General features: G+C 40.9%; 14 protein-coding genes. 3 read left to right on the plus strand and 11 right to left on the minus strand.

All coding sequences use genetic code 11. The features are described 5' to 3' along the window. Positions 1-5 precede the first annotated feature (5 nt). From ACAM22_RS04100 to coaB, 4 genes are all read right to left on the minus strand, one after another. Entirely contained in the window at positions 6-533 is a 528-nt protein-coding gene (locus tag ACAM22_RS04100) for an ECF transporter S component (protein ID WP_049500798.1), read from the minus strand. A gap of 176 nt (positions 534-709) precedes the next feature. After that, positions 710-1,273, minus strand: a complete 564-nt coding sequence (locus ACAM22_RS04105) for an ECF transporter S component (RefSeq protein WP_369606974.1) — start codon at positions 1,271-1,273, stop codon at positions 710-712. Beyond that, complete coding sequence (gene coaC, locus ACAM22_RS04110; protein WP_369606975.1) at positions 1,257-1,808, minus strand: phosphopantothenoylcysteine decarboxylase; 552 nt, start codon at positions 1,806-1,808, stop codon at positions 1,257-1,259. Before coaC ends, ACAM22_RS04105 begins: the two co-directional genes overlap by 17 nt. 11 nt (positions 1,809-1,819) lie before the next feature. After that, on the minus strand, positions 1,820-2,509 hold the full coding sequence (gene coaB / locus ACAM22_RS04115) for a phosphopantothenate--cysteine ligase (RefSeq protein WP_153192385.1): 690 nt from the start codon (positions 2,507-2,509) through the stop codon (positions 1,820-1,822). A 225-nt stretch (positions 2,510-2,734) separates the two neighbouring features. Here coaB and ACAM22_RS04120 point away from each other — a divergent pair, with 225 nt between their 5' ends. From ACAM22_RS04120 to radC, 3 genes are all read left to right on the plus strand, one after another. Continuing rightward, on the plus strand, positions 2,735-4,405 hold the full coding sequence (locus tag ACAM22_RS04120; protein ID WP_153192383.1) for a formate--tetrahydrofolate ligase: 1,671 nt from the start codon (positions 2,735-2,737) through the stop codon (positions 4,403-4,405). A gap of 266 nt (positions 4,406-4,671) precedes the next feature. Continuing rightward, positions 4,672-6,963 (plus strand): DNA helicase PcrA, encoded by a 2,292-nt coding sequence (gene pcrA / locus ACAM22_RS04125; RefSeq protein ID WP_153192381.1) that lies wholly within the window; start codon positions 4,672-4,674, stop codon positions 6,961-6,963. 42 nt (positions 6,964-7,005) lie between these two features. Beyond that, positions 7,006-7,686 carry a DNA repair protein RadC gene (gene radC, locus ACAM22_RS04130; protein WP_261052670.1) on the plus strand — a complete coding sequence of 227 codons (681 nt, stop codon included), beginning with the start codon at positions 7,006-7,008 and terminating at the stop codon, positions 7,684-7,686. On the opposite strand, the gene ACAM22_RS04135 is transcribed toward radC, so the two are convergent. The 7 genes from ACAM22_RS04135 to ACAM22_RS04165 all read right to left on the minus strand — a co-directional run bounded on the left by ACAM22_RS04135 (position 7,683) and on the right by ACAM22_RS04165 (position 12,454). Beyond that, entirely contained in the window at positions 7,683-8,372 is a 690-nt protein-coding gene (locus ACAM22_RS04135; protein ID WP_261052669.1) for a gamma-glutamyl-gamma-aminobutyrate hydrolase family protein, read from the minus strand. The genes radC and ACAM22_RS04135 overlap by 4 nt on opposite strands. 17 nt (positions 8,373-8,389) lie before the next feature. Continuing rightward, positions 8,390-9,031 (minus strand): redox-sensing transcriptional repressor Rex, encoded by a 642-nt coding sequence (locus ACAM22_RS04140; protein ID WP_000653414.1) that lies wholly within the window; start codon positions 9,029-9,031, stop codon positions 8,390-8,392. An 82-nt stretch (positions 9,032-9,113) separates the two neighbouring features. After that, positions 9,114-9,329 carry a DUF4649 family protein gene (locus tag ACAM22_RS04145; protein ID WP_000462489.1) on the minus strand — a complete coding sequence of 72 codons (216 nt, stop codon included), beginning with the start codon at positions 9,327-9,329 and terminating at the stop codon, positions 9,114-9,116. 7 nt (positions 9,330-9,336) lie between these two features. Then, positions 9,337-9,684, minus strand: a complete 348-nt coding sequence (locus ACAM22_RS04150; RefSeq protein ID WP_000863540.1) for a DUF1831 domain-containing protein — start codon at positions 9,682-9,684, stop codon at positions 9,337-9,339. A gap of 4 nt (positions 9,685-9,688) precedes the next feature. Next, positions 9,689-10,804, minus strand: coding sequence for a cysteine desulfurase family protein (locus tag ACAM22_RS04155; RefSeq protein WP_261052666.1), 1,116 nt, complete (start codon positions 10,802-10,804; stop codon positions 9,689-9,691). A 9-nt stretch (positions 10,805-10,813) separates the two neighbouring features. Then, positions 10,814-11,773: a ribose-phosphate diphosphokinase gene (locus tag ACAM22_RS04160; RefSeq protein WP_261052663.1), complete on the minus strand. Its 960-nt coding sequence runs from the start codon at positions 11,771-11,773 to the stop codon at positions 10,814-10,816. Positions 11,774-11,884: 111 nt separating this feature from the next. Next, a complete protein-coding gene (locus tag ACAM22_RS04165) occupies positions 11,885-12,454 on the minus strand; it encodes a CYTH domain-containing protein (protein ID WP_049524086.1) in 570 nt (189 codons plus the stop codon). Positions 12,455-12,576: the final 122 nt, after the last annotated feature.

A 12,576-nucleotide genomic window follows, 5' to 3' on the forward strand; every position in this document is an offset into this window, starting at 1 on the left:
TCCTTTTAACGGCGTTTTCGAAGCACTTTATAGACAGCTAGTGCTAATGTATAGTCTACCATACTATGGATAATTGTGCCAAATCCAACTAGTATAAATAGAACATAAAACATATTTTCTACATTGGTACCCGAAGTTGCATAAAAAACGACACAAGCTAATACTTCAGCAAGAGCATGGACAAGCGCTAACACAAAGTTGAAAACCCAGGAAGATTTTGGTTTATCTAGGGTATCGGGGAATTTTTGTAGGTAAAGAGCCCCCAAAGTCCCAAAAAAGATATGGGAAAAAGCTCGAAAAACGATCACCATGGGATAGCCAGCCATCAAAAATCCAAAACTAGAGGCTAAGATGACAAAAACAGCCATCAAGGGCGATAAGAACATGGCGATAAAAATAGCGATGTGGCTTCCTAAAGTATAGGAAGCAGGTGGAATGACAATCTTAAAAGGCATAACAATTGGAATCAAAATTGCAATAGCCGTTAAGAGGGCAGTCATTGTCATAAATTGTGTCTTTTTCCGTGTGTTCATAAGAATCTCCTTTTAACTGTATATACACTAGTATAGTACACCAAACAAGACAATAAAGCAAGGATTTACTTAGGTTTATAGGTCATTTTTAAGTTGAAAGCTGGTAAAAATTTCACTAAAAAACAAACTACATCAAACAAAATCTCCACCTTCGAGCTTGAAAGCGGAGATTGTTTTTATTTCTTCAAAGTTTGTAGTCGTGGAACAATAGCTAGAGTAAGAACTGCAGAAATAACTAATTCGGCAATTGAATTTGTTGAGATAACAGTTGCTAGGAGTTTTTGGATATTACCATCAAAGACATTTCCAAAAAGGTAGAAAATTCCACCAAGTACAAAGACTGTGTTGGTAAGTGAACCAAGGGCACCAGCTAGGATTAACCCAGTCTTGTTTCTCATCAGTTTATAGACTAGATAAGGAGTTAAACCAATCAAAATACGTGGGACAATGGCAATGATAGCTGAGTAGATATTTCCGTTTGGTACAAATGGTGAGAAGAGGTAGCTGGTTGGCAGAATCGTAATTGTATTAACGGTCAAACTAAGTAGTCCCATCAAAAATCCAAGTGTAACCCCAACTCGTGGACCGTAAATAATGCTAGCAATAATGACAGGAATATGAACGATGGTCGGTTTGATTGGGAATGGAAAAAGGTTAAAGATAAGTGAGCTCAGAAAATGAATCACAAGCATAGTTGCAAAGAAGATAGCAATAGGCGCAATATTAGAGCGTTTTTTCATCGAGAGTTTCCTTTATTCTTTCTAAAATAATTGTGAGGTCAGCTAAGGCTCCTCGTCCGTGGTCTCCACAAGCTAGTAGGGATTCCTTAGGAGCAATCAGCTGATAGCCGTAGGTTTCTAATGTTTTCAGATTAGCCTGAGTTGCTGGATGGTCATACATTTTTGTATTCATAGCAGGAGCTATTAGTTTAGGAATATGACTTGGCAAGGCCAGAGCCATACAGGTTATCATGTTGTCCGCAAAGCCGTGGGCTAGTTTTGCAATAGTGTTAGCTGTTGCAGGTACCACGATAAATAAATCCGTTTCTTTACCAAGTTCGATATGATTAACCTGTTCAGGATAGGGTTCCTTCATGACATCCAGGTGGACAGGATTCTGTGATAATACCTGTAGAGTCAAAGGTTGGATAAACTCTGTAGCAGCCTGGGTCATTAAGACAGTGACTTGATGGCCTTGTTTTTTAAGCGAACTAACTAAATCTGCCGACTTGTAAGAGGCGATTGAGCCCGTTACAGCCAAGAGAATATGTGCCATAGCTTTCCTTTCTATGAATGATAAGCTTGAATTTTTTCAAGGAGGAGTTCTGCAATTTCTTCTTTAGTCTGGACTGTTTGAAGCTGATCTTTTTCAACAAAGATTGCTCTGTGCTGGTTTGCTGAGATTTGAGTGAGGTCATTTGCGATAATCAAGTCTGCTTGGTTCTTTATAAGACTTTTTCGGGCAATGTCAACCAGATGATCTTCGGTAACATCAACCAGCAGTTTGAAACCAATCAGGTGAATAGCAGGATTCCATTCCTTGATTAGAGAGATGATTTTTGGAGTCTTTTTTAGGAATAAAACCTGAATCTCATCAGTCGAAGAAATCTTTGCCTGATGATTCTGCTTGCTTAAAAATTCTTCTAGATTGGAACTAGACTGAACTTCCTCTAGACCTGTCATATAAACAGGAGTGTAATCAGACACAGCCATTGAGTGAATCAAGACCTGATAGTCCTTGACACGTTCTTGCATTTCAAGGAGAAGGTCGTTTGTATTGTTAATTTCTCGAATACTTAGGTTGGGATGGGGTTCTGGCTTCACAGCTCGTTTTGTTGTTATCAGACAAACTTCATGCCCCGCAGCAAGCAATGTTTCTGTGATGTTTTTCCCCAAGTGACCCGTAGAATGGTTAGTGATAGAGCGGACGCTATCAATAGCTTCACTGGTACCGCCCGATGTAACTAAAATTTTCATAGCACTATTGTACACAAAAATAAACGGTAAGTAAAATGAAAGTGATAAAATTTCGGTAAAAGAAAAGAATATAGTTTCAAACTATAAAGCCATATAAAATTTAAGAAAGGACTCTAAAAACCTTAAAAACAGGGATATTTACGAACGTTTAGAGAGTTTTCGGATGTTAAAAATCTTGTTTTGTGTTATAATGAATTATCATATAAGAGGTTAGAGGAGTTTTGAATGAAAACAGATATTGAAATCGCACAGAGTATTGAGTTGAAGCCAATCGTTGATGTTGTAGAGAAACTTGGTATTTCTTACGACGATTTGGAGTTGTACGGAAAGTACAAGGCTAAGCTCAGCTTTGATAAAATTCGTGCAGTTGAGAGCAATCCAGTTGGAAAATTGATTCTGGTTACTGCCATCAACCCAACACCTGCAGGTGAAGGAAAATCAACCATTACCATTGGTTTGGCGGATGCCTTGAATAAGATTGGCAAGAAAACAATGATTGCTATCCGCGAACCATCTCTTGGTCCAGTAATGGGGATTAAGGGTGGTGCTGCTGGTGGTGGTTATGCCCAAGTTCTACCAATGGAAGACATCAACCTTCACTTTACTGGGGATATGCATGCCATTACAACTGCTAACAATGCTCTTTCTGCCTTGATTGACAACCACTTACACCAAGGAAATGAGTTGGGAATTGACCAACGTCGTATTCTCTGGAAACGTGTAGTGGACTTGAACGACCGAGCACTTCGTCACGTGACCGTAGGACTTGGTGGCCCTCTAAACGGTATTCCTCGTGAGGATGGCTTTGACATTACCGTCGCTTCCGAAATCATGGCGATTCTTTGCTTGGCTACGGACATCGAGGACTTGAAACGCCGTTTGGCTAATATTGTTATTGGTTATCGTTACGACCGTACACCAGTTTCTGTAGGTGATTTGCAGGTTGAAGGTGCCTTAGCTTTGATTTTGAAGGATGCTATTAAACCGAACCTGGTTCAGACAATTTACGGTACACCTGCCTTTGTGCACGGTGGTCCATTTGCCAATATTGCTCATGGATGTAATTCAGTCTTGGCAACTACAACAGCCCTTCACTTGGCTGATTATACAGTCACTGAAGCTGGTTTTGGTGCGGACCTTGGTGCTGAGAAATTCCTTGATATCAAGACACCAAACTTGCCAACTTCTCCAGATGCAGTAGTTATTGTCGCAACTCTTCGTGCCCTTAAGATGAATGGTGGTGTGGCTAAAGACGCTCTTACAGAGGAAAATGTGGAGGCGGTTCGTGCAGGTTTTGCAAACTTGAAACGCCACGTTGAAAATATCCGTAAGTTTGGTATTCCAGCAGTTGTGGCTATTAACGAATTTGTCTCTGATACAGAAGCTGAAATTGTAGCCTTGAAAGAACTTTGTGCCTCAATCGATGTACCAGTTGAGTTGGCAAGTGTCTGGGCTGATGGTGCAGAAGGTGGAGTAGCACTTGCTGAAACGGTTGTCAAGACTATTGCTGAAACTCCAGCTAACTATAAACGTTTGTATGACAATGACCTTTCTGTTCAAGAAAAGATTGAAAAGATTGTTACTGAAATCTACCGTGGTAGCAAAGTGAACTTTGAGAAGAAAGCTCAAACTCAAATCGCTCAAATCGTTCAAAACGGTTGGGACAAATTGCCAATCTGTATGGCTAAGACCCAGTATAGCTTCTCAGACAATCCAAATGCCCTTGGAGCACCTGAAAACTTTGAAATTACCATTCGTGAATTGGTACCAAAATTAGGTGCAGGCTTTATCGTTGCCTTAACTGGTGATGTCATGACCATGCCAGGCCTACCAAAACGTCCAGCAGCTCTCAACATGGATGTTGAAAGTGATGGAACAGTATTAGGCTTGTTCTAGTATATTGCAATTGACTTTATACTCTTCGAAAATCTCTTCAAACCACGTCAGCTTTACCTTGCCGTACTCAAGTACAGCCTGCGGCTAGCTTCCTAGTTTGCACTTCGATTTTCATTGAGTAATAAATGAGTTTGGAAACACTATCCAAGCTCATTTTTTATCTAGATATAAGAAGTTGCCTTCTAGACGTAACCAGTCTAGGTAAAGATATTTTCCCTGAATTCTGATATAATAGAAATATTGACTTCAAGAGTAAGGAAGAGAAGATGAACGCATTATTAAATGGAATGAATGACCGTCAGGCTGAGGCGGTACAAACGACAGAAGGTCCCTTGTTGATCATGGCAGGGGCTGGTTCTGGAAAGACCCGTGTTTTGACCCACCGCATTGCTTATCTGATTGATGAAAAGCTGGTCAATCCTTGGAATATCTTGGCCATTACCTTTACTAACAAGGCTGCGCGTGAGATGAAGGAGCGTGCTTATAGCCTCAATCCAGCCACTCAGGACTGTCTGATTGCGACCTTCCACTCCATGTGTGTTCGTATTTTGCGTCGCGATGCGGACCATATTGGCTACAATCGCAATTTTACTATTGTAGATCCTGGTGAACAGCGAACGCTCATGAAACGCATTCTCAAGCAGTTGAACTTGGATCCTAAAAAATGGAATGAACGGAGCATCTTAGGAACTATTTCCAATGCTAAGAATGATCTGATTGATGATGTTGCCTATGCTGCCCAAGCTGGTGATATGTATACGCAAATCGTGGCCCAGTGTTACACTGCTTACCAAAAAGAACTGCGTCAGTCGGAGTCGGTTGACTTTGATGATTTGATTATGCTGACCCTGCGTCTCTTTGATCAGAATCCTGATGTTTTGACCTACTACCAGCAGAAGTTTCAATACATCCATGTTGATGAATACCAAGATACCAACCATGCCCAGTACCAATTGGTCAAACTCTTGGCTTCCCGTTTTAAAAATATCTGTGTGGTTGGGGATGCTGACCAGTCTATCTACGGTTGGCGTGGTGCTGATATGCAGAATATTTTGGATTTTGAGAAAGATTATCCCCAAGCCAAGGTTGTTTTGTTGGAGGAGAATTACCGTTCAACCAAAACCATTCTCCAAGCGGCCAACGAGGTCATTAAAAACAATAAAAACCGCCGTCCTAAGAATCTCTGGACCCAGAATGCAGATGGGGAGCAAATCGTTTATTATCGTGCCAATGATGAGCTAGATGAGGCTGTGTTTGTAGCCAAAACCATTGATGAACTTGGTCGGAGTCAAAACTTCCTTCACAAGGATTTTGCAGTTCTCTATCGGACTAATGCGCAGTCCCGTACTATTGAGGAAGCCCTGCTCAAGTCAAATATCCCTTATACAATGGTCGGAGGAACCAAGTTCTACAGCCGTAAGGAAATTCGCGATATTATCGCTTACCTCAACCTCATTGCTAATTTGAGTGACAATATCAGCTTTGAACGTATTATCAACGAACCGAAGCGTGGAATTGGGCCAGGTACAGTTGAGAAAATCCGTGACTTTGCGAATATGCAAGACATGTCCATGCTAGATGCTTCAGCTAATATCATGTTATCTGGTATCAAGGGTAAAGCAGCCCAGTCTATCTGGGATTTTGCCAATATGATTCTAGATTTACGTGAGCAGCTAGAACACTTAACTATTACTGAGTTGGTTGAGGCTGTCCTTGAAAAAACAGGTTACGTCGATATTCTAAATGCTCAAGCGACCTTAGAAAGCAAGGCTAGGGTTGAAAATATCGAAGAGTTCCTTTCTGTAACGAAAAACTTTGATGATACCTCTGATGGGCCAGAAGAGGAAACTGGTCTGGACAAACTGAGTCGTTTCTTAAATGACTTGGCCTTGATTGCCGACACAGATTCAGGTAGTCAGGAGACATCAGAAGTGACCTTGATGACCCTGCATGCTGCCAAAGGTCTCGAGTTTCCAGTTGTCTTTTTGATTGGGATGGAAGAAAATGTCTTTCCACTTAGTCGTGCTGCTGAAGATCAAGATGAATTGGAAGAAGAGCGCCGTCTGGCCTATGTAGGAATTACGCGTGCAGAGAAAATTCTCTATCTGACCAATGCCAATTCGCGCCTGCTTTTTGGTCGTACCAACTACAACCGTCCAACTCGTTTTATTAACGAAATCAGTTCAGACTTACTTGAGTATCAAGGATTGGCCCGTCCAGCCAATACAAGCTTTAAGGCATCTTATAGCAGTGGTGGCCTTGCCTTCGGTCAAGGTATGAGTCTTGCCCAGGCCCTTCAAGAGCGTAAACGCAGTGCTGCTCCAAAAACTATCCAGTCAAGAGGTCTCCCATTTGGTCAATTTACAGCTGGCGCAAAATCCGTGTCTAGTGAGGCAAATTGGTCTATTGGTGACATTGCCCTCCACAAGAAATGGGGAGAGGGAACCGTTCTGGAAGTTTCAGGTAGCGGTGCTACGCAGGAATTAAAAATCAATTTCCCAGAAGTAGGTTTGAAAAAACTTTTAGCCAGTGTGGCTCCAATTGAGAAAAAAATCTAATTTTCCATCCTTCTCACGAATAATAAAGTGAGGAGGATTTTTATGTACAGTATTTCATTCCAAGAAGATTCATTATTGCCAAGAGAGAGATTGGCCAAGGAAGGAGTAGAAGCGCTCAGTAATCAAGAGTTGCTAGCTATTTTACTCAGGACAGGAACACGTCAGGCTAGTGTTTTTGAAATTGCCCAGAAAGTCTTGAACAACCTTTCAAGTCTAACGGATTTGAAAAAAATGACCCTGCAGGAAATGCAGAGTCTGTCTGGTATCGGTCGTGTTAAGGCTATAGAATTACAAGCTATGATTGAACTGGGGCATCGTATTCACAAGCATGAGACCATTGAGATGGAAAGTATTCTCAGTAGCCAAAAGTTGGCCAAGAAGATGCAGCAGGAATTAGGGGACAAAAAACAAGAGCACCTGGTGGCGCTCTATCTCAATACTCAAAATCAAATCATCCATCAACAGACCATTTTTATCGGTTCTGCAACTCGTAGTATCGCTGAGCCTCGAGAGATTCTTCACTATGCTATCAAGCATATGGCGACATCTCTTATCTTGGTTCACAATCATCCTTCAGGAGCAGTAGCGCCTAGCCGTAATGATGATCATGTCACTAAACTTGTCAAAGAAGCCTGCGACCTGATGGGAATTGTCCTCTTGGACCATTTGATTGTCTCACATTCTAGTTACTTTAGTTACCGTGAAAAAACAGATTTAATTTAAAGTTCATTAACGACATAGTCAAAGAGGTTTTTATCTTTGGGACGATTTTCAAATAGAAATTCTGGATGCCATTGGACACCGAGAAAGGCGACATCATCCGTACTCATGACAGCTTCAATGATACCATCCTTAGGATCATGAGCTGCAATCTTTAAGTTAGGTGCTAAATCCTTAATACTCTGATGGTGGAAGGAGTTGATATGGGAGATTTCTCCATAGATTTCTCGGAGAACGGTATTTGGTTCTGTCACTAAGCGTTGGGTTGTGTACTCGGCAGAACAATCCTGCCAGTGATCTTCGATATCTTGGTACAAAGTTCCACCCATGGCAACGTTAAAGAGTTGTGTTCCACGGCAGACAGAAAAAATTGGCTTTTTCTGTTTAATAGCTTCCTTGATGAGGGCTAGTTCAAAGATATCTCTTTGAAGATGGTAGTCATCGCTGTCGATGGTTTTTGGTTCACCATAGAATTTTGGATCAACATTTTGCCCACCTGTCAAGATGAGTTTGTCAATCATACTGATATAGTGGCTAGCCATTTCTTGATCACCAATCGGTAGGATGATGGGAATCCCTCCAGCGTCTTTAACGCCTTCAACAAAGCCTTTTGCTACGTAGCTCATCATGATGTCATCATCTGGATGAGTTTTTTCGTTTCCTGTAATCCCTATAACTGGTTTTTTCATAAAATGATGTTCGCTTTCTAATCCTCTTTTCGCATGAAATAGAGGAGGGTTTGGAGTTCACTTGTCAAATCTACGTACTGAACGACCACATCTTTTGGTAAATGCAGATGGACAGGTGAAAAACTGAGAATTCCTTTCACGCCAGCATCCACCAAGAGATTAGCAACCTCTTGTGACTTAACGCTGGGAACGGTCAGGATAGCAGTCTTAACATCAGCATCCTTGATTTTATCCTTGATTTGAGAAATTCCGTAAATAGGAATCCCATCAGGGGTTTGGCTACCGACTTCAGGATGGTCATCTAGGTCAAAGGCCATGATAATCTTCATCTTGTTACGTTCGTGGAAGCGGTAGTGGAGAAGGGCATGGCCCATATTTCCAATACCTACAAGCATGACATTGGTAATGGAGTTATCATTGAGCAAATCGGCAAAAAACGTCATCAGTTTTTTGACATCATAGCCAAAGCCACGACGACCAAGTTCACCAAAATAGGAAAAATCACGACGTACGGTCGCGGAATCAATCCCAATGGCCTCTGCAATTTGCTTAGAGTTGGCACGTTCAATCTTTTCTGCATGAAATCTCTTAAAAATTCGATAGTAGAGAGAGAGTCTTTTCGCTGTAGCTTTTGGAATAGCAGACTGTTTATCTTTCACAAAATCACAACCTTTCTATTCTTCTATTTTATAGAAACATTGTGAAAAAATCAACAAAAACAAGAAAAAACTAAGAAAAATCTTAGTTTTGATGTAAAAAATCTGCATGTGATAGAAATCGGTAGAGGTCTCCGACCAGACCCTGATAAACTTTCTGGCCATTAAAAGTCAGAGAAGTCACATAAAGTGTATCTGGTAGGGTCACACATCCTGACAGAGCCAGCATGAGAGCCTCATAATCTTCATACTTGAGAGTCCGCTCTACATGATAGTTATCCTTATAGGTCAGTTCAAACATATGGGACCTATCTTTCAGATTTTGTAAAGACACCACGTTCTACCAAGCTATCCATGAGGAAATAGAATTTTTCCTGATGAATGTGGTGGTCTTCTGATTTGAAAATATCAACTAGACGTAGCCCAAACTTGTCAGTGATATTGATTTTAGCACCTGTAAGTTCCTTGTTAATGATGATTTTGAGTTGGAATCCCTCACCGCTGTTCGGAACTTTTTCCAAAAGGCGAGTCAATTCATAGTTACCAACCTTAGTCTCAAAAAAGGTGTTGTCCTTAAGGGTGAATTTTTTAACAGAAGGGCTAAGAGTGTAGTCGTAACGACAATTTTTTAACTGAATGGTTTTTTCAAATGCCATATGGCTAACCTCCGATAATTTCTTTTAAGGTTTTTGCGAGGGTTTGTAGGTCTTCAACGGTATTTTGTGGCGACAAACTGATGCGAACGGATTCCTTCAAGCGTTCTGAATTTGCTCCGTACATAGCTTCAAGAACATGGCTGGATTGGACAATGCCTGCCGTACAGGCTGAGCCAGTAGAGATAGAAATTCCAGCTAAATCTAGACGAAGGAGTAAGAGGTCATTTTTCTGGTCAGGAAATCCAATATTGAGAACATAAGGGAGATGGTGTTCGCCTCTATTCAGGTAATATTGAACTCCCTCTAGCTCTGCCAGAAAAGCAGTTTCTAAATTTTGTACATGTTGAAAATGTTCTTCTTGTTTTTCTAGGTCTTCTTTTAGGGCTGCAACCATAGCCACTATGGCAGCTAGATTTTCAGTCCCTGCACGTTTTTTCTGTTCTTGGTCTCCACCATGGAGATAGGAATCAAAGTCCATGCTAGAAGCGTAGAGAAAACCGATTCCCTTAGGACCATGGAACTTGTGGGCAGAAGCAGTGAGAAAATCAATGCCCAATTCTTCTGGGTGTATAGGGATTTTACCAATAGCCTGAACTGCATCGACATGATAGGCGGCTGGGTGTTGCTTGAGTATTTGGCCAATTTCAGCAATGGGCAATAGGTTTCCTGTCTCATTATTAGCAAACATGGTAGAAACTAAAATCGTATCGTCACGCAAAGCCTTTTGAATTTGTTGGGCGGTGATTTCTTGATTTTCTGGTTGGATAATGGTTACTTCAAAACCAAAGTGTTGAACCAAGTAATCAATGGTTTCAAGGACAGCATGGTGCTCAATAGCAGTTGTGATGATATGTTTTCCTTGCTCTTGGTGACGAAGGCAGTAACCAATGATGGCAGTATTGTTGCCTTCAGTACCACCAGAAGTGAAAAAGATATGCTGAGGTTTTGTCCCCAGTAACGAAGCTAGTTCCTGACGGGCTTCTCGCAAGAGTTTACCAGCTTGACGACCATGACCATGAATACTAGATGGATTGCCATGAGTTTCTTGCATAACCTTGGTCATAGCTGAGATAGCAACTGCTGACATAGGAGTCGTTGCAGCATTGTCCAAATAAATCAAAGAATCACCTTATTTCTTTTTGTTGTAGGCAAAGAGTGGGCTGACTGGTTTTCTTTCGTGGATACGGACGATAGCATCACCAATTAACTCACTAGCAGTGATGTAGCATACGTTTTTAGGAGTTTTTTCTTTTGTTGCTACTGAATCAGTCACAAGAACTTCTTTAATATTAGTATTGTCAAGAAGTTCAGCAGCTCCTTCGACGAAGAGACCGTGGCTAGAAACAGCATAAATTTCTGTAGCTCCTTCACGTTCAACGATTTTAGCAGCTTCAGAGAAGGTACGTCCTGTATTAAGAATATCATCAATCAAGATGGCTTTCTTACCTTCAACATCACCAATAATATAACCTTCGTTGCGAGTTGCATCGTCTTGAGGATAGTCGATAATGGCGATAGGAGCATCAAGGTATTCAGCTAGGCTACGAGCACGTTTTACCCCTGAATTTTTAGGGCTAACGACAACCACATCTGAACCAAGTAGGCCCTTATCGCAGTAATGTTTTGCAAATAGGGGAACTGTGTAGAGGTTGTCAACAGGAATATCAAAGAAGCCTTGCACCTGAACAGCATGTAAATCAAGCGTAAGAACACGGTCAACTCCAGCCTTAACCAGCATATTAGCAACTAGTTTAGCTGTAAGTGGCTCACGTGGTGAAGCAATGCGGTCTTGACGTGCATAGCCAAAATATGGAAGGACAACGTTGATACTGTGGGCACTTGCGCGCACACAAGCGTCAACCATGATCAACAATTCCATTAGGTGGTTGTTAACAGGGAAACTTGTTGATTGGATGATGTAAACATCATAACCACGGACACTTTCTTCGATATTCACTTGGATTTCTCCGTCTGAAAATTGACGTGATGATAGTTTTCCAAGTGGGACACCAACAGCTTGTGCAATTTTCTGTGCAATCTCTTGGTTAGAGTTGAGTGCGAAAAGTTTCATGTTTTTTCTATCTGACATTATAGACCGTCCTCTGTAAACTTTTTAAATCCTAGCCATATCTGCCTAGCCTATATGAACTGGGATTTTTGTATTTTATCTTTTCTATTTTACCAAAAAATGGAGATTATTTCAGCTATTTTTCATGCTTTTGACAAATCGGACCAATTTTGAGGGAGCTTTTTGATAAGCAATCTGATTTTCCTCTAAAAATTGTTGGAAATCCTGTTTGCCTTGCTCATGATTTTCCACTTCGAGCTCTAATTCGTAATCTGTCATATCAAAATACTGACTTTCATCCAGCGCCATGAGACCAATAGCTGTTTGCATTTCATAGCGAAGTGTCGTTAGACAACCGAGCACTTGCCAGTTCTTGCTCTGGATACCATGTTTAGCTAATTCATCGAGCACCAGTCCCTGAGGAAGTTCTTCCTTAGCCAGATAGTTTTCAGCATCTTTTAGTTGTAATTTTTGATTGTACTCCATGTTTCCGACACTTTGAGGGACTTTGAGTGTCAATTCTGCCCAGTCTTCAAAAGTGCGAATGCGCATAGCAACTTTCTTTTCTCGCAGTTCAAAATTAGGCGTGTCGATGTAGTAATTTTTTTGAAGAACAGGAGTGACACCTGTGAACTGGTCTTTTAGACGATTGTATTCATCTTTTTTCAAGAGTGTTTTCAATTCAATTTCTAAATGTTTCAATTTTCTTACCTTTTCTTTATCGTTGAAAGCGGATTTATGATATAATAGCTTTGTATTTATTGTATATAAATCTGGAGAAAAAATCAAAGATATTTTTGAAGGATAATATGAGAACAAGGGAG

The sequence above is a fragment of the Streptococcus sp. SN-1 genome, assembly GCF_041154385.1.
In the GTDB taxonomy this organism is placed as follows: Bacteria; Bacillota; Bacilli; order Lactobacillales; family Streptococcaceae; genus Streptococcus; species Streptococcus mitis_CT.